This is a genomic window from Ekhidna algicida (genome assembly GCF_051379705.1).
Lineage (GTDB): Bacteria > Bacteroidota > Bacteroidia > Cytophagales > Cyclobacteriaceae > Ekhidna.
This window is the reverse complement of record NZ_CP179868.1, coordinates 1,610,579-1,627,575: the sequence shown is the minus strand read 5'-3', so window position 1 is coordinate 1,627,575 and position 16,997 is coordinate 1,610,579. Positions and strand designations below refer to the sequence as shown.

16 protein-coding genes are annotated in these 16,997 nt (G+C 39.6%); 3 read left to right on the top strand and 13 right to left on the bottom strand.

All coding sequences use genetic code 11. From position 1 onward, the window contains the following. The first annotated feature begins 20 nt into the window (after positions 1-20). The gene (locus ACL8WY_RS07030; protein WP_436517720.1) at positions 21-1,160 is read left to right on the top strand and encodes an acyl-CoA dehydrogenase; all 1,140 of its coding nucleotides are present in this window, start codon (positions 21-23) and stop codon (positions 1,158-1,160) included. A gap of 114 nt (positions 1,161-1,274) precedes the next feature. Next, positions 1,275-2,189 (top strand): helix-turn-helix domain-containing protein, encoded by a 915-nt coding sequence (locus ACL8WY_RS07025; protein WP_436517719.1) that lies wholly within the window; start codon positions 1,275-1,277, stop codon positions 2,187-2,189. On the opposite strand, the gene ACL8WY_RS07020 is transcribed toward ACL8WY_RS07025, so the two are convergent. Genes ACL8WY_RS07020 through ACL8WY_RS07005 form a run of 4 tightly spaced genes read right to left on the bottom strand, consistent with a single transcriptional unit; the run spans position 2,186 to position 5,802 of the window. Beyond that, complete coding sequence (locus ACL8WY_RS07020) at positions 2,186-2,557, bottom strand: hypothetical protein (RefSeq protein ID WP_436517718.1); 372 nt, start codon at positions 2,555-2,557, stop codon at positions 2,186-2,188. The genes ACL8WY_RS07025 and ACL8WY_RS07020 overlap by 4 nt on opposite strands. Continuing rightward, on the bottom strand, positions 2,535-2,894 hold the full coding sequence (locus ACL8WY_RS07015) for a phage holin family protein (RefSeq protein WP_436517717.1): 360 nt from the start codon (positions 2,892-2,894) through the stop codon (positions 2,535-2,537). The genes ACL8WY_RS07020 and ACL8WY_RS07015 overlap by 23 nt, the downstream gene beginning before the upstream one ends. Before the next feature lie 24 nt (positions 2,895-2,918). Beyond that, positions 2,919-4,091 (bottom strand): Na/Pi symporter, encoded by a 1,173-nt coding sequence (locus ACL8WY_RS07010; RefSeq protein WP_436517716.1) that lies wholly within the window; start codon positions 4,089-4,091, stop codon positions 2,919-2,921. Further along, positions 4,081-5,802 (bottom strand): Na/Pi cotransporter family protein, encoded by a 1,722-nt coding sequence (locus tag ACL8WY_RS07005; RefSeq protein WP_436517715.1) that lies wholly within the window; start codon positions 5,800-5,802, stop codon positions 4,081-4,083. Before ACL8WY_RS07005 ends, ACL8WY_RS07010 begins: the two co-directional genes overlap by 11 nt. 200 nt (positions 5,803-6,002) lie before the next feature. On the opposite strand from ACL8WY_RS07005, the gene ACL8WY_RS07000 reads away from it, so the two are divergent. Then, the gene (locus ACL8WY_RS07000) at positions 6,003-7,166 is read left to right on the top strand and encodes a porin (RefSeq protein WP_436517714.1); all 1,164 of its coding nucleotides are present in this window, start codon (positions 6,003-6,005) and stop codon (positions 7,164-7,166) included. A gap of 3 nt (positions 7,167-7,169) precedes the next feature. Here ACL8WY_RS07000 and ACL8WY_RS06995 read toward each other — a convergent pair whose 3' ends face one another. The 9 genes from ACL8WY_RS06995 to ACL8WY_RS06955 all read right to left on the bottom strand — a co-directional run bounded on the left by ACL8WY_RS06995 (position 7,170) and on the right by ACL8WY_RS06955 (position 16,997). Next, entirely contained in the window at positions 7,170-8,360 is a 1,191-nt protein-coding gene (locus tag ACL8WY_RS06995; protein WP_436517713.1) for a M20 metallopeptidase family protein, read from the bottom strand. Then, on the bottom strand, positions 8,353-8,856 hold the full coding sequence (locus ACL8WY_RS06990; protein WP_436517712.1) for an SPOR domain-containing protein: 504 nt from the start codon (positions 8,854-8,856) through the stop codon (positions 8,353-8,355). Before ACL8WY_RS06990 ends, ACL8WY_RS06995 begins: the two co-directional genes overlap by 8 nt. Next, positions 8,838-12,191, bottom strand: coding sequence for a preprotein translocase subunit SecA (secA, locus tag ACL8WY_RS06985; protein WP_436517711.1), 3,354 nt, complete (start codon positions 12,189-12,191; stop codon positions 8,838-8,840). The genes ACL8WY_RS06990 and secA overlap by 19 nt, the downstream gene beginning before the upstream one ends. 114 nt (positions 12,192-12,305) lie before the next feature. Beyond that, positions 12,306-13,076 (bottom strand): diaminopimelate epimerase, encoded by a 771-nt coding sequence (dapF, locus tag ACL8WY_RS06980; RefSeq protein ID WP_436517710.1) that lies wholly within the window; start codon positions 13,074-13,076, stop codon positions 12,306-12,308. A gap of 73 nt (positions 13,077-13,149) precedes the next feature. Beyond that, a complete protein-coding gene (gene rplS, locus ACL8WY_RS06975; RefSeq protein ID WP_436517709.1) occupies positions 13,150-13,515 on the bottom strand; it encodes a 50S ribosomal protein L19 in 366 nt (121 codons plus the stop codon). Positions 13,516-13,595: 80 nt separating this feature from the next. Then, entirely contained in the window at positions 13,596-14,894 is a 1,299-nt protein-coding gene (locus ACL8WY_RS06970; protein WP_436517708.1) for a peptidoglycan DD-metalloendopeptidase family protein, read from the bottom strand. Between the two features lie 93 nt (positions 14,895-14,987). Beyond that, positions 14,988-15,605, bottom strand: a complete 618-nt coding sequence (locus ACL8WY_RS06965) for a response regulator (protein WP_436517707.1) — start codon at positions 15,603-15,605, stop codon at positions 14,988-14,990. Further along, on the bottom strand, positions 15,602-16,384 hold the full coding sequence (locus tag ACL8WY_RS06960; RefSeq protein ID WP_436517706.1) for a sensor histidine kinase: 783 nt from the start codon (positions 16,382-16,384) through the stop codon (positions 15,602-15,604). The genes ACL8WY_RS06965 and ACL8WY_RS06960 overlap by 4 nt, the downstream gene beginning before the upstream one ends. Continuing rightward, a complete protein-coding gene (locus tag ACL8WY_RS06955; RefSeq protein WP_436517705.1) occupies positions 16,359-16,997 on the bottom strand; it encodes a hypothetical protein in 639 nt (212 codons plus the stop codon). The genes ACL8WY_RS06960 and ACL8WY_RS06955 overlap by 26 nt, the downstream gene beginning before the upstream one ends.

Genomic DNA, 16,997 nt, shown 5'->3' with positions numbered 1-16,997 from the left:
AATTTTAATCCAATAGTCAGATGAATTTCAACTTTACCGAGGAGCAATTAGCAGTACGAGATGCAGCGAGAGATTTCGCGCAAAAAGAACTTTTACCTGGTGTAATTGAACGTGATGAGAAGCAGGAATTTCCTGCGGAACAGATCAAGCAATTAGGAGAACTGGGATTTATGGGCATGATGGTAGATCCGAAGTATGGCGGTAGCGGAATGGACACCGTTTCATACGTTTTGGCTATGGAAGAAATATCGAAAGTAGATGCCTCAACATCCGTGTGTATGTCAGTGAATAATTCATTGGTTTGCTGGGGACTGGAAAAATATGGCAATGAGGATCAAAAGGAGAAATACTTAAAACCATTGGCCAGCGGTCAAAAAATCGGTGCTTTCTGCCTTTCAGAGCCAGAAGCCGGGTCGGATGCAACTTCACAACGAACAACTGCAGAAGATAAAGGGGATTACTATCTATTAAATGGGACCAAAAACTGGATCACTAATGGAAACTCTGCTTCCTACTATATAGTAATGGCGCAAACAGATCCGGAAAAGAAACACAAAGGGATTAATGCGTTGATTGTTGAGAAAGGAATGGAAGGGTTTGTGGTTGGCAAAAAGGAAGACAAGCTTGGTATTAGAGGGAGTGATACACACTCACTGATGTTTCAAGATGTAAAAGTGCCTAAGGCGAACAGAATAGGCGAAGATGGATTTGGATTTAGCTTCGCCATGAATGTGCTAAACGGAGGAAGGATTGGTATTGCATCGCAAGCATTAGGTATTGCCTCTGGCGCAATGGAGCTTGCGCTTAAGTACTCTCAGGAGCGTAAAGCATTTGGAGTTGAGATTTCAAAGCATCAAGCAATCCAATTTAAACTTGCTGATATGGCTACCCAGATTGAGGCGGCACGACTTTTATGCTTGAATGCTGCTCAGAAAAAAGATGCCGGTGAAGACTTCTCTCAAGAAGGCGCTATGGCTAAATTATTTGCATCAGAAGTAGCCATGAAACAAACAGTAGAAGCTGTTCAAATCCATGGTGGCTATGGATTTGTGAAAGAATTTCATGTTGAACGATTGATGCGTGATGCAAAAATTACGCAGATATATGAAGGCACTTCGGAAATACAACGAATAGTTATTTCCAGAGGTTTATTGAAATAGTTCAATAGTGCAAAGTTCGCCCATCCTTCGTTTATTAGGTTTTGAGGACGAATATTATTAGATTCGTCCTATTATTTTACTATTTATTGATAGATTAACCCGCTATATTCATAAATGGAGGACTATAACAAGATCATCGAATCTTTAGAAATAAGATTCGTAAAGGCTAAAAATATTAATATTTTGAAGCCGGTGACCATTGATAATAACTATGAAGTTGAGAACTATTTATTATTGGTTACGGGAGGGGAGATAAAATTTGGTAAGGAAAAAGAGACAGCTACTGAAGGTGATGTGATCTTTGTTCCCGGGGGTCGTCCAATATCGATGAGCTACGGATCAGGAACGCCCACTATCCTTTCCAAGGACGACTTCCTTACGAATAAAGATCAATTCTTAAAATCATTTGGAGAACATTCGGTAAGTGATGAGCACTACAGCTATGTGGCCTTCGATGCTAAGGCCTTTGATTCTGTCAACTTCTTCTCTTCATTAGATATACCTTCATTTAAGATTGAGGAGAACTATAAATTGGCAGGCTTGATCAAGCAAATCAATGATGAAGTAAAAGATACTATGCCTGGCCGGGATCGTATCGTAAAAGTCCTCACAGAGAACATGACCATCGAGCTGATTCGCTATATCCTCAATAACAGTCTCTTTGTAGAAAAACTAGCCACGAATAGTACGTACTTCAAGGACCCGCGTTTGATTGATATTTTCACCTTCATCAAAGAGCATCTATCTGAAGATCTTTCCAATAAGGTACTAGCGAACGTAGCAAATGTTTCTGAAGATTATGTAGGTCAGTACTTCAAAATGCTGACGGGCATTAACCCGCAAGACTATATAGAATATCAGCGAATGGAGGCGGCTGTCAACCTATTGCGGACAAGCAAGAAAAGCATTCGTGATATTGGCAAAGAGGTTGGTTACAAGGATACAGCCTACTTCTGCCGAAGATTTAAGATGATGTTTGGAATACCAGCTGGTAAAATGAGAAGAAGAGAATCTTTAATGAATGTTTAATCAGTTTTTTCTTCCTTAGATTCTTTTTTTGTTTTCACCTCTGTATTTTCATCCTCATTCAAAATACCGTCCAGTATACTGTTTAGATATGGCATGGCAAGTGCGCCGATACGCTGACCAAATCCTTTGGATTCTGAATTTCTCTTCTTTTTCTTTTTCTTAGGTTTTTCTTCGTCATCATCTTGAAATATGATGTTGAATATCCAATACCCTAAAATGGTGACAACTCCTGTGACAAGCGCTATTTTGCCGATTCTTTTTGCGCGATCCTTCATCTCATCAGAATCACTATCTATTTGAAGCTTTATCTTTTTTTCTCTTGCCTCAAGTGATTTTACCCGATCTTCAATTGTTTCTTTTTTGCTCATACTTAGCTTCTTCTAGTTTAACAATTAAATTCTCAATCCACTTTTGCATCTTTCTTGTTTTGAGTAACAAGATCACAATGATAATGATGAGAAGGTAACCTCCGGCAATGATTAAATAGCCAAGATAGCTGCTGTCTAATCCAATATTTATCATCTCTGCAAATGCAAAACTCAAGAAGAAAAGAAAGAACATTGTGAAAAGGGCAAGCATGGAAAGGGCAATAACTCCGGACAGCATCCGTGCTACTCGGGAAATGATCTTGAGCTTAATTTGCTCCGTCTTTACCTCAATAAATTCAACAATGTTATCAATCACTTTTCTAGCGGATGACCCCATATTAGCCTTTGTTTATTCACAAAGCTAATCTTCTGTACGCACTTCTACAGAATCAATTTTCTTTTCTCCAGATTGAGAAATGTAGATCAATGTAAATGGTAACAGGAAAAACGCCGCGAAGATGTAAGCAAAACCAACCAAACGCACTTTTGTGGTAAGCATTCCCATTCTTTTAGCTAAGAATACAGGAAGCTTAGATAGATAAGGAACGAAGAAAAATAGCAACACACCCGTCAGATTAAATAGTAAATGAACAATTGCTAAGCTAATAGCCGCCTCCGATTGAAATATTGCAGCAAGCAATGCGGTGATCGTAGTGCCAACGTTGGCTCCAAGTATAAATTGAAAGGCCTTCTTCACTTTGACTTTCCCAGTGGCAACAAGAGGGACAATCAGTGATGTAGTCAGAGAACTTGATTGAGCCACTGATGTAATGATCAACCCCCAACCAAACGCTCGGTATTTATTCTTAAATACAGCGTTTTCAAATCTGTCTTTCGTACGACCAATTAGAATTTTATACAGCCATTTTGAAATAAATTTTATGCATGCAAATAGTAGCCCTACGCCAAGTAGCAATGAGAAAATAGGTCCGAGTATAGAAACAACCCAATCCGTAGATGTTTCGAAAATGGATGTAAATCCAAATGAACCTTGATTTGCGCTTGATCGGCCAGCAACATGAATAATCGATGATATGTAGCCACTACTTTTTTCTAAAAAGTGATACTTGACTTCTAATGGAAAAAGCATGAGTACCGTAAGAATATTAAAGAAATCATGGGAGGTTCCTGCAGCGACAGCTCTTCTAAACTCATTGTGTTTAGAAATATAACTCATGGAAATAATCGTGCTCGTTATGGTAGTGCCAATGTTTGCTCCCAGCACAATGGGTATAGCATTCTGAAGGCTAATAGCTCCAGAAGCAACTGTCGCGACAGCTATTGAAGTTGTTGTGGAACTACTTTGCAATAGCGCCGTGGAGAGTAATCCAATAAAGAGGCCAATAAAGGGGTTGGCTGTCACTACAGAAATACTCTCCACCATTCCCCCAGTCAATTCAGCTATTGATATTCCCATTAGCTCAATAGATAATAGGAACACAAGAATTGAAATGCTAATGACGAGTGTCCGGGATAGTATCGTTTGATGATTACTTTTTTCCATGTCAGATGACATGAGAAGGTTATTCAGCATCTTCCAATTCTTCTTTTAGCTCGCGCTCCTTTTCGCCGGTCATCGCTTCAGAAACATTGATTGCGTGATCGCCAACTTTTTCGCACAAGTGGAATAGATCCTTGTACCAACCATCTCTTTGAGGATCATACTTGTCCTTTTCAATGTCTTTGGTTAAGCCTTTTCTTAGCGCATTTCTTAAGGCATCTATCTTTTCTTCTACTGCCATAGCAGGCTCCAATGAATTTACCTTATTTGTAGAGTCAAGGTTGAAGTACATTATGCTAAGCGCTTCATCTATAAGACCCATCATCTCCTGAAGGTTCTTTACCTGCTTATTTTTAAATTTTTTCTCACTCTTGAGAATGCGTTCCACATCTCTAGACATCTGGAAGAAGATGTCTCCAATACGCTCCAGGTCATTAACAGCACTTAACAAGCTTGTAACCTTTATGGCGCTAGTTTTACTAAGTGTACCGTCGGCAGAAACCTTCATGAGGTATTCGCCAATCTCATGTTCCATACGGTCCGTAATTATTTCATAATCACGAATCTTTTTCAATAATTTCTTCTGCTTTTTCGGTTTATCCTCAGTGATTAAATCTTGAAACTGTTTGGACATCTTTTGAGTCATTTCACCCATTCGCACAGTTTCTTTTCGGGCTTCTTCTATTGAAAGCTCTGAAGTATTCATCATTCCAGTGCTGATATACTCCAATGAAAATTCATCTTCGCCCGTAGACTTAATCGCTTTAGTTACTGTTCTTGCAATAAAATTGACGAACCAAATAAGCAGTAGTGTATTAAGAATGTTGAATGTTGAGTGAAAAATAGAGAGCGCTATTGGAATACTCGTAGCTGTTACAAAAGGAGATGCAGAGCCGTTTGATACCAAATACCAGTCAACCAGACTAAGAGCTGGTCTAATGAGTATTAAAATCCAGAGAACTCCAAATAAGTTGAATATCAGATGAGATAGTGCTGCTCTCTTTGCATGAACATTTCCAACAAGGGCGGCGAGGTTTGCCGTAATAGTTGTTCCAATGTTTTCACCTAGAACCATTGCGGCAGCCAATTCAAATGGAATCCATCCATTATTAGCCATTACTAGCGTAAGTGCCATGGCAGCACTTGATGACTGTACGACAACTGTTAGCCCGGTACCGATTAGTACAAATAACAGAATAGATAGGTAACCCAGATCTGTGTACCTTCTGAGGAATTCAAGAATCTCAGGGTTCGCTTTTAGATCTGGAACGGAGTCTTTAAGCAAAGCAAGCCCCATAAAAAGCAAAGCGAAACCAACTAGAACCTCTCCCCAGAATTTCAGACGCTCACGGTTGAAAAACATCAGAGGGAAACCTATCGCTATGATTGGTAATGCGTAACTCGCAATCTTAACCTTAAACCCAATTATTGAAATTAACCATGCGGTGATGGTTGTCCCAATGTTAGCACCCATGATCACGCCGATTGATTCCGTCAACGAAAGAAGACCTGCATTTACGAAGCTTACCACAAGCACTGTCGTAGCAGATGAAGACTGTACTAAACTGGTAATTGTAAAGCCGGTGAATACTCCCTTGAAACGATTTGATGTCATCGAGCTAAGAATGTTTCTCATTTTAGCTCCAGCCACCTTCTGGATACCTTCACTCATAACTTTCATTCCATAAATGAAAAAGCCAAGAGCGCCAATTAAGTTAAGTAAGTCGAAGAGTCCGTATTCCATGGTATTTCAATATTTGGCGCAAAGGTAAATTTCTAATGTGTCGTAGGTATTACGTTAACATTTAATAAATAGAAGGTTGTATATATCTGAATTACAGGTATTTATAATAATGGAAGATGTTTTTCATCACGCATTCCAAGTATTTTCTTTAATGTTTAGTTAATGTTTTCTTAACATTGCGAGCTTAGATAAATGCTGGTATGAGAAAAATCTACTCTACACTACTTTTTTTCACTTGTATTTTTCTTCATGTTCAAGCTCAGGATGCTGTTTCTAGTTCTTGGGGCAAAAGGTTAAATCTTGTTGCAAAAGATTCAACGTTTGCTTTAAAGTTCGGATTCAGATTCCAAACGCTCTATGATGGAAGGTACAACTTGGATACTGATGACTATGAAGATGCTCTTCTTGTGAGAAGAACCCGATTAAAGTTTGATGGCTGGGCAATAGACCCTGATATCGTTTACAAACTTGAGTTGGCCATATCTAACAGAGATCAGAGAAGCGGACATGCTGATGAATTTGGTAATACAGCGAACATTGTCCTTGACGCGGTTGTAAAATGGAAGTTCGCTGATAATTGGCAAGTATGGTGGGGACAGACAAAATTGCCAGGAAATAGAGAGCGTGTTATTTCATCCCAAAATCTGCAATTTGTAGATCGGAGCTTGGTAAACTCAAGGTATAATCTTGATCGTGACGTTGGAATTCAATTAAGGCATAAAAGTGCCAGTGATAAATTCAGGCAAATATTAGCTGTCTCAATGGGGCAGGGCCGAAATGTGATTGATAGAAATCCGGGAGGAGGCCACCAGATTACAGGTAGGCTGGAATTCCTTCCGATGGGGAGCTTTACAGGAAAAGGAGACTACTTCGGATCAGATTTGAAGCGTGAGTCAACACCCAAACTATCTATTGGTGTAACAGGAGATATAAATCTCAATGCCTCTCGATCAAGAGGGAACTTAGGTGGATTCCTGACTGACACTGATGGGGAGTATATTTCTAATGACCTGAAATCATTCATAGCTGACATGATGTTTAAATACAATGGAATTTCGGCTATGTCAGAGTTTGTGAAAAGAAATTCTGAAGATGACACTGGTATTTATGGAACAGGCACCGGATTTGTTTTCCAGGCAGGCTATCTGTTTCCTTCCAATTGGGAGGTTGCCGGACGATTTACCGATATCAATGCGGATGCAACTCAAGCGGTTTTTGCCGATCAAAAGGAATATACGCTAGGCTTGTCCAGATATGTTTCGGGTCACGACCTGAAATTTCAGACTGATATCAGTTATCAAACATTTCCTGGTCAAACCACAGAATATTTGATTTTCAGATTCCAGACGGAAATCGCATTATAAGTGTTAGCTATTTAGCTCCTTGATGGCAAGGTATGCCATGAGGCCCATGCCTACTTTCAAAGCATTCTCATCAATATTGAAAGTAGGAGTGTGTACTCCTGATACAATTCCTTTTTCTTCGTTTCTGGTACCCAGACGGTAAAAGCATCCTGGAATTTCGTGGGTGTAAAAGGCAAAATCTTCTGCAGCCATCCATAGGTCTAACTCAACTACATTTTCTTCCCCCATATATTCCTTAGCAGCTTCAATGTTTGCCATGGTGTATGTTTCATCATTGACAAGGAATGGGTAACCGGGAGCAAAATCAACTTCACACGATCCACCCATGGAGGAGGCTATCGCAGTAGATATGTCTTTAATTTTTTGAAGTGCTTTCTTGCGCCATTCTTCATCGAATGTTCTGAAGGTGCCATCAATTTTCACCTCGTCCGGGATGACATTGTTAGCGTTTCCTCCGGCAATTTTGCCAAATGAAAGCACAGAAGGAATTTTGGGATTTCCTATTCGGCTAACCACCTGCTGAAGGGCCACTAAGATCTGACTCGAAATAGCAATTGGGTCCACGAATGTTTCGGGCATTGCTGCGTGACCACCTTTTCCTCTTACGGTCAAGTAAACTTCATCGGCACTTGCCATATACTTACCGGGCCTGAATCCGACTTTTCCTTCGGGGATTAGCGGCATTACATGCTGACCCAAAATTTTTTCAGGAGCTGGACTATTTAGTATTCCTTCCTTGATTAGTATGGAAGCTCCTCCGGGAGATTTTTCTTCTGCTGGTTGGAAAATGAATTTGACGGTACCTTTAAATTGATCGGTAAGCTGAGAAAGTATTTTGGCTACTCCCAAGAGGTTGGATGTGTGAACATCGTGACCGCATGCGTGCATCACACCATCATTTTTGGATTTATAATCCACCTCGTTTTTTTCAAGAATCGGAAGTGCATCAATATCAGCTCTTAACGCAATCGTCTTTCCTTTTTCTTTCCCTTCCAGGCAGAAAGTAACGCCTGTGTCTGCGATGCGTTCCGTGTTTTGAATGCCGAATTCATGAAGTTTTGTTTCAATGAAAGTAGCGGTATTATGCTCTTGAAATGAGAGCTCCGGATTGGCATGTATATGTCTTCTTACTTCGAGTATTTCCTCGAAATATTCCTCTGATAGTGATTTTATTTTTTGGGTCAAGTCATTCATACTTAACCAGAAATTTTTCAGGGAGTAGTAGTGCTCTCGGGAATTCTTCTTTTACCTGTTGATGGACGCGATTGGCTTTCAAGCGATTGGTGAATTTGCCGGCTTTAACCCGAAAGTTGGGCTGATGATAGGATACTTTAGGCTCTAACTCAGCAAAAAATTCATACATTTTGGATCTGGCTTGATTGGCTGCCTCTCGGCTATTACCAGAGTAGACCTGAATCACATACCCGTCAACATATCTACCTTCTTTATTTTGCTCAAAAGCCACTTTGGAGATACTATCCAACTCTTGTTTAATATGACCTGAAAGTGGTGTGTAGGGTTCTTTCTGTGGTTCTACTGAATTGTCTGATTGTTGATCATCCTCCTCTGTCGGCATGATCACTGGACGGTGAATACTCAGGTCCTCTGTGTACGAACTTGATGAGGACGATGGTGTCGTTGCCTTACAGGCCACAAGAAGCAACAATATGATCAGTCTATTAGCACGCATTTATTACTCTTAATGTCGTCTTCAACAGTTTTGTATTTCACATCTTTCTTTACAGATCCATCGGCATATTGCACATTGACTCGCTGATTTCTGCTCGCAATTTTCTGAGATTGAACAGGCTGAGTTTGTTGCTGAACCGGAGGTCTGTTTCCACCATCAGGACCAGCTAAGGCAGATCTACTTTCATCCTTTTGTTCTTTATAATTTCTTGCTGTTCGTTGTTTCTGAGCAGCTTGTACATCATCTGCCTGTTCTACCGGAATTTCAGCTTTAAATAGGAAGGAAATGGTTTCTTCGTTCACCTTGCCGATGAAACGCTTGAACATTTCGAAACCTTCAAACTTGTAAATCAGCAGCGGATCTTTTTGCTCGTACTGAGCATTTCGTACACTTTGACGAAGGTCATCCATGTCTCTCAAATGCTCTTTCCACAGAAGGTCGATGGTTGCTAGTGCAATCATTTTCTCCATTTCCAGGGTGACTTCTTTGCCGTCTGTTTCTACTGCTCTTTTTAGATTTACCGAAGTGCCAATTTGTTTTTTGCCATCTGTGAATGGTACTAAAACATTTTCAAGCGTAGCACCTCTTGTCAATTCCAACTGCTTTAGAATTGGCAATGCTTTATCGGTGATGTGCTGATTTTTCTGATGGTAATTCTCCAAAGCTTCTTTATATAGCTTTTCAGAGAGTACATTTTCATCACTTTTTTCGAGCTCTTCTTGTGTGATATTGAAATCAAGACCAAGAATCGAAATGGCATTGAGTTTCAAGCTATCAAGATCATTTTGCCCTTTTGCATTGAAAATAATGTCCTCACACGTTTCTAATAACATGTTTAGAACATCAAGTTCAAGACGCTCGCCGTATAAGGCATTTTTTCTGCGTTTATAGATAACCTCTCGCTGACTGTTCATCACATCGTCATACTCGAGTAGGTTTTTCCGAATCGCAAAGTTGTTTTCTTCTACTTTCCGCTGAGCTCGCTCAATGGATTTAGTAATCATCGAGTGCTGAATTACTTCTCCTTCTTGTAGACCTAACCTGTCCATAATCTTAGCCACTCGATCGGACATGAAGAGGCGCATCAAGTTATCTTCTAAGGACACGTAAAACTGAGATGATCCTGGGTCTCCTTGACGACCTGATCTACCTCTCAGCTGCCTGTCAACCCTTCTTGATTCGTGTCGCTCAGTACCAATAATCGCAAGGCCACCTGCTGACTTCACTTCATCAGTTAGCTTAATGTCTGTACCTCGGCCTGCCATGTTGGTAGCAATGGTTACGGCTCCCGGCTTACCAGCTTCAGCAACAACATCTGCTTCTTTGGCATGCTGCTTAGCATTTAATACTTGATGCTTGATGTTTCGCATCTGTAGCATTCTACTGAGTAATTCAGAAATTTCTACGGATGTGGTACCAACAAGAACTGGACGTCCAGCCTGGGTAAGCTCAACGACTTCTTCAGCTACTGCATTAAATTTTTCACGAATAGTCTTATAGACTTTATCATTTACATCCTTTCGAGCAATAGGGCGATTGGTCGGAATCACCACTACATCAAGTTCGTAGATGTCCCAGAATTCTCCAGCCTCGGTTTCGGCTGTTCCAGTCATACCAGCAAGCTTGTGGTACATACGGAAGTAATTCTGAAGTGTGATTGTAGCATAGGTTTGGGTTGCATCTTCAACCTTCACATTTTCTTTTGCCTCAATGGCCTGGTGAAGTCCGTCAGAGTAGCGTCGACCTTCCATGATACGACCCGTCTGCTCATCTACAATCTTTACTTTATCGTCCATCACCACATATTCAGTGTCCTTCTCGTACATGCAGTACGCTTTTAGGAGCTGATTAACGGAGTGAATTCGCTGACCTTTAATATTATAATCGCGGATGATAGATTCTTTTTTCTGAAGCTTATCTGTTTCAGATACTTCTTCATCTTTTTCCAGCTGGGCAATTTCATCCCCAATGTCCGGAAGGATAAAGAAATTGGTGTCTTCTCCCTCTCCGGTAATCAAGTCAATGCCTTTTTCTGTAAGATCGATGCTGTTAATTTTTTCATCGATGGTGAAATAGAGAGGCTCATCGGCTTCTGGCATTCTCTTTTGATTGTCTGCCAGGTAAATGTTTTCTGTTTTTTGAAGTATCTGCTTGATTCCGGTCTCACTCATAAACTTGATGAGTGGTTTACTTTTCGGGAGTCCACGGAAGGCTCGGAATAATGAAAGTCCCGCTTCAGCCTCATTTCCTTCTTTTATAAGTTTTTTAGCTTCATTCAGATAGTCACTCACCATTTTTCGCTGCGCATCCACTAGACGTTGAATTCGAGGTTTCAAGTCATAAAACTCATGTTCATCTCCCTTTGGAATAGGGCCTGAGATGATTAGTGGTGTACGAGCATCATCAATTAAAACTGAGTCTACCTCATCGACCATCGCGTAATGGTGTTTCTTTTGCACCAGCTCCTCAGGACTTCTCGACATATTGTCTCTCAGGTAGTCAAAGCCGAATTCATTGTTAGTTCCGTAGGTAATGTCCGCCATGTAGGCGTTTCTACGCTCCGGAGAGTTTGGCTGATGATTGTCAATGCAGTCAATTCTCAATCCATGAAATTCGAAAATAGGAGCATTCCATTCTGCGTCTCTTTTGGCTAGATAATCATTAACGGTTACAATGTGCACTCCTCTTTCTGCAAGGGCATTTAGATAAGCAGGAAGTGTTGCAACAAGGGTTTTACCTTCACCAGTCTGCATCTCCGCAATTTTACCCTGATGAAGTACGACTCCACCAATAAGCTGAACATCATAGTGGACCATGTTCCAAACTACTTCGTTACCAGCGGCTAACCATTTGTTTTTCCAGGTTGCGGTTTCCCCATTTATTTCAACGTTACTTTTCTTAGCGGAGATTTCATGGTCATGCTGTGTTGCTTGAACCGTCAGCTTTTCGTTCTCTGCAAATCGTCTGGCTGTTTCTTTCACCACAGCGAATCCTGTGGGAAGGATTTCAATCAGCACTTTTTCCAGTTCTACATCACGATCGCTTTCTAGTTTATCAATCTGAGCGAAAATCTCTTCTTTTTGGTGAACGTCTAGCGATTGATCATCTTCCACTTGCTTGTGAAGTGCTTCGATTTCATCATCGATGTTTTTTAGCCGGTCTTTAATAATGCCCTTTAGTTCGGCAGTTTTTCCTCTTAGTTCATCATCGCTGATGTTACCAAGCTTATCAAATTCAGCATTGATAAGTCCGACAAACGGGGTAAGTTCTTTTAGATCTTTCTCTGTCTTCGTACCAAAAATTTTGGCAAATCCCTTCGTAATCGAGTTTAGCATTGAAAAATTTTATTTTAGAGGCCTCACTTTATCATTAAGTATTGGCCGTCAGTTTTTTAAAATTTAGCCTTTTTTATAAGGCCTTAAAGTTATAATGGTTTAATGTAAGAGTGATTAGATTATTACACTTCCTTCAAACACTTTTTCGGCTGGTCCGGCTAACCAAATATCTGTAAATACATCTCCGTTTTTCTTGAAGGAGACACTTAATTCACCTCCCATGGTTTGGATATGAACGGGGCTTTTGAAGCCAAGTTTACCAGCCATGATGCCAACAGCAGTTGCGCCTGTACCGCAGCTTAGTGTTTCATCTTCTACTCCTCTTTCATAAGTCCTGATTTTCACTTTTCCTTGCAAAAGCTGTGCAAAGTTGACATTAGTGCCATTATGTCTGGAATAGGCCGGTGAATTTCTTATTTTCCTGCCTTTTGAGACTATGTCTTCGGCTCTAACATCCGGGGAAATGACTATATGATGTGGTGATCCGGTGTTTATGAACCATTCGTCCTCATTGATTTTGTTTAGCTGATCAACATCAAAAAGCTGAAAATGAATCTTGCCATCTTCCATTTTTATCTGGTGAATGCCATCTGTAGTTTCAAAGTTGGCTTCTGTGTCGACCATTCTAAGTGATTGGGCAAAAGCGAACCCGCATCTGGAGCCGTTTCCACATAAACTTTGGGTACCATCAGAGTTAAAATAGACCATTCGATAGTCCAGATCTGGATGATTTTGAATCAAGATCATCCCATCTGCTCCTATACCGAAACGTCGATCACACAGCTTTTGAACGAGTTGTGTACTTAGTGATAATTTTTCATCTCGATCATCAATCAGGATGAAATCATTACCTGTTCCTTGATATTTTGTGAAGTGTAGCTCCATGGAATAGCTAAATTAATAAGGAGCATTAGGTAGAAACAAAAATCCCTCGCCATTTGGCAAGGGATTTAAAATTTTATTTTTTGGTAAGCTTCTCTTTGATTCGAGCGGCTTTTCCTTTTCTTCCTCGTAGGTAGTAGAGTTTAGCTCTTCTTACCTTCCCTCTTCTAAGCACTTCGATTTTTTCGATGTTTGGAGTGAGGATAGGGAAGATTCTTTCTACAGCGATATCTCCGGAAACTTTTCGTACTGTGAATGTCTCGCCGTTCGAGTTTTTGTTATTTATTGTCATCACAGTTCCCTGGAACTGCTGAACACGCTCCTTATTACCTTCTTTAATTTTGTAGTGAACATTTATGGTGTCACCAGGTCCGAATGAAGGATGATTAGACTTTACGTCTTTGTATTCTTCCGCTACTATATTCAATAATTCTGTGCTCATTTCTATACTCCTTTGCTGAGTTGTTTGAAAAAGGAGTGCAAATATAGGAGAATCGTATTTAAAAAATAATTAATATAGAATTATTCCTTTATGGAAATGCAATTTCCATAAAGGTCACATATTTGAATATTGAAATAGGAAAGTACATCTCTCCCCACATCGTTTACCACAATATCATAAACCAGTGATGCTTCACCATATAATGTATGATCTTCTGAGCTTATTGGATAAGGTTTCTCTCTCTTATTGCTTCCTGGATAGATTTCAGGTAGATCGTCTTTCACATTCTCATAGCGAATTTGCGCATTAGCAAAGCCATTGAACGGATATGCGAAAATTGACCAGTGGTCAAATACAGAGTTATCTCTTTCGGATGTAGACTCAATTTCCTGTCTTTTTTCAAAATTAAGCGTCTCCGATAGATCTATTTTTTCATTTTCAATTTTTATAGATAGCACTGAAAGTATATTACCACGAATTCCGATTCGAAAGTATACTTCATTGTTACTTTCGGAAAAGCCCAGCATTCGTATGTCTACATCGGTTGAACTCTGGAGTGCTTGGTAATATGGAGAGGCTTTAGGATTAAAAAGTCTGCCGGGGTGCAAATAGTGATCTTCATTCTTTAAGTCAAGATGCAAATGGCAATTGTTTGCTCCTTTGGAACCCATTTCTCCTATATATTCCCCTTTGGCAATTCTGTAGGTCTCTTGTGTAACTTGAACCTCCGCTTTTACAGAGGACATATGTCGATATACATTACGTAAGGTTGATGTTGTTCCATCCGCATATTCAAGCAACTGGTCACATTCTATATATACATCATTCTTTTCAGACCTGAAATCGTAAACCATTCCGTCGCATAAGCTGTAGACAGAAGCTGGTGAGCCCTCATCACAGTCAAAGTTTACATTATTTGAAATGAACTTTTTATTTGTATCCATTCCTCCATGCATGTCTTGTCGATTGGTTGACTCATTACCCGATAAGTATCTTAGTCCATATTGACCAATCCAGATTACTGCTTGGTCGTCTTGTGAATAGGACTCGGAAGTCCAACTATCGGATAATACAGGAAAAGCGAAATCATAATTTGAATTTTTATCTGCGATGTCTGGCATATTAGGATTTTGGAGGACAATAGTCTCATAGATATGAGGAAAGGAGGTGATTGAAATGTTATTATTATCATCGCAGATGTCCCCAATGCCGTCATCATCCTGATCTTCTTGGTCGGGGTTGAAGCTTTTAGGACAATTATCAAGGATGTCTTCTATTCCGTCGCTATCTGAGTCAGCGATTACATTGTCATCGGATTTATTGGAACATGAAATATTCAAAATTATGAGGGAAAGAATAATGGATTGCTTATTGATCATGATCTTTTGGAATTGGTTTCAATTCCAAATAGGCAATCAATTGTTCTTGTTTGCAATTAAGAATGTGGCGGGCTCACCAAATGTATACTTAATTTAGATGACGCCTTGGTTCAAGGCGTACTGAATGAGCTCTGAACTGCTGTGGATGTTTAGTTTTTTCAAGATATTCTTGCGATGAGTCTTAACCGTATGCTCAGAGATGAAAAGAGCATCGGAGATTTGAGCACTTGTCATGCCATCGGCGAGTTTTCTTATTATTTCTATTTCACGTTCACTTAGTGGGTACTCCTTTGTTTCGGAATCATCTTTGTTGAAGTTTTGAATTTGATCATAATAGGATTTTCCACTGTGTACTCTGGCGATAGCATCAGAAAGCTCTTTTCCCGTATTGTTTTTGAGTAAGCAACCATCGATACCAATTTTAATTATTTCCTCCACAAAGGATTTTTGAGCATACATTGTCAAAATGATCACCTTGGTTTTTGGGTATAGCGCCTTTATTTTTTTAGCACATTTTATCCCGTCCATTTCGGGCATGTTAATGTCGAGAACCACAATATGAGCTGAGTTCTTTGATAGGAAATCAAGGACTTCCAACCCGTTTGAAGCTTCTCCAACCACTTCAAAATCCTCCCTTGAGCTTAAGACGAGTTTAAGTCCGTCAATAACGATTTGATGGTCATCTGCTAGCAATATTTTTACCTGGCTCATATTTGTGCGATTTCGATGATGAATGTGCTGCCTTTGCCGGGAGATGAGTCGATAGTCAATTCTCCGTCGAGTTTTTTTGCTCGATTTTCAATGTTTTTTAGCCCCATTCCAGCTACTATTTTAGATTTTTTAAAACCAATGCCATTGTCCTCATAGATAAGGCTTAATGAATGATTGACTTGTGAAAGCTCTAAATGGACTTTGGTGCAATTAGAATGCTTAAGTGTGTTGTTCACTAATTCCTGAATGACTCTGTATATCTCCAGCCCAATATCTGAGGATATTTTTTCAATTTGAATAGACGTCTGAAATTGAATTTTTTTTGCGGATGAGACGGCCTCTGTTAATTGCATAATAGCTGCCTCAAGTCCAAAATGTAAAAGGAGTCCTGAGTCCAAATTATGAGAGATTTTTCTTGTTTCCTCGTTAGCCAACTGGGCCACCTCTGAAATTTTCTTTGCTAGGTCCGGGATGTCTTCCGATTTTTTGGTTTGCAGTGTGTCTGCATACATATTGAGTGTAACTAATATGCTTCCAAGGTTATCATGAAGTTCTGCAGCAATCCTTTTTCTCTCCTTGTCCTGCCCTTCAAGTAGTGCATATGTAGCTTTTATTTCTTGCTCCCTGAGGAGGTCCTGAATTTGCTGATTCTCTAGATTTTTCTTTATGAGTTTACGTTGGTATAAATAGATGAATAGAACGATAGAGAATGCCATTAGGAGCATTCCAAAGGTGCCAAAAATTAATATTATTTCATTGCTTTCCACTTGAAGTATCATTTTTGAGAAGTCCAAAACCCACAGCAAACAAAACGTTTTTTGCAATATTAGCCATGTTGTGAAAAGCCCAGGAATAATCGGGCATTATTATTTCTTGTTTTAAGATTTCATTGCTGAGGAGAAATGAGAATAGACTTCCTGAGAAATAAACAAAAAGTCCAACTACAAGCCAAAACAATGGGCTTTTTTCAATGAAAAGACTTTCAGAGTTGGTGTAGATTGAATAAAAATAAATAATAGAAAGACTTATAGTGTAGGTTGCTTCTATTGCTCTACCTATATCGTTGAATTGATATGGGTTATAGAGGAAGATAATCAGAGTCAGCATGTAAAATCCAGCAAATGTCAGCTTGTTTAGTGTTGGGCGAGTCTTGATTATTCTGAGGAATAGTAGGCCTATTAGGGCGAATTCTAGTAAAGCATAGATATTTAAAAAGAAATAATTATTTCCATTTACAACAGTGATAGTTGCTAAATCAGTAAGAAAAGACATGATAGTAAATGCGCCAAAAAGCAGGAGCGTTCTGTTCCAGAATTTTTTATAATTAATCCCAATCAAGGTGATTGGGATTAATGGTGAAAAGATTGAAGTATATACAAGAAAGTATACCAT

Bases quoted from the DNA above. Each gene is read 5' to 3' on its own strand.
- ACL8WY_RS07020 (WP_436517718.1), bottom strand. From the start codon at position 2,557: ATGAGCAAAAAAGAAACAATTGAAGATCGGGTAAAATCACTTGAGGCA.
- ACL8WY_RS07000 (WP_436517714.1), top strand. From the start codon at position 6,003: ATGAGAAAAATCTACTCTACACTACTTTTTTTCACTTGTATTTTTCTT.
- ACL8WY_RS07005 (WP_436517715.1), bottom strand. From the start codon at position 5,802: ATGGAATACGGACTCTTCGACTTACTTAACTTAATTGGCGCTCTTGGC.
- ACL8WY_RS06965 (WP_436517707.1), bottom strand. From the start codon at position 15,605: ATGAGCCAGGTAAAAATATTGCTAGCAGATGACCATCAAATCGTTATT.
- ACL8WY_RS06995 (WP_436517713.1), bottom strand. From the start codon at position 8,360: ATGAATGACTTGACCCAAAAAATAAAATCACTATCAGAGGAATATTTC.
- dapF (WP_436517710.1), bottom strand. From the start codon at position 13,076: ATGGAGCTACACTTCACAAAATATCAAGGAACAGGTAATGATTTCATC.
- rplS (WP_436517709.1), bottom strand. From the start codon at position 13,515: ATGAGCACAGAATTATTGAATATAGTAGCGGAAGAATACAAAGACGTA.
- ACL8WY_RS06990 (WP_436517712.1), bottom strand. From the start codon at position 8,856: ATGCGTGCTAATAGACTGATCATATTGTTGCTTCTTGTGGCCTGTAAG.
- ACL8WY_RS07030 (WP_436517720.1), top strand. From the start codon at position 21: ATGAATTTCAACTTTACCGAGGAGCAATTAGCAGTACGAGATGCAGCG.
- ACL8WY_RS06955 (WP_436517705.1), bottom strand. From the start codon at position 16,997: ATGGTATACTTTCTTGTATATACTTCAATCTTTTCACCATTAATCCCA.
- ACL8WY_RS07010 (WP_436517716.1), bottom strand. From the start codon at position 4,091: ATGCTGAATAACCTTCTCATGTCATCTGACATGGAAAAAAGTAATCAT.
- ACL8WY_RS06970 (WP_436517708.1), bottom strand. From the start codon at position 14,894: ATGATCAATAAGCAATCCATTATTCTTTCCCTCATAATTTTGAATATT.
- secA (WP_436517711.1), bottom strand. From the start codon at position 12,191: ATGCTAAACTCGATTACGAAGGGATTTGCCAAAATTTTTGGTACGAAG.
- ACL8WY_RS06960 (WP_436517706.1), bottom strand. From the start codon at position 16,384: ATGATACTTCAAGTGGAAAGCAATGAAATAATATTAATTTTTGGCACC.
- ACL8WY_RS07025 (WP_436517719.1), top strand. From the start codon at position 1,275: ATGGAGGACTATAACAAGATCATCGAATCTTTAGAAATAAGATTCGTA.
- ACL8WY_RS07015 (WP_436517717.1), bottom strand. From the start codon at position 2,894: ATGGGGTCATCCGCTAGAAAAGTGATTGATAACATTGTTGAATTTATT.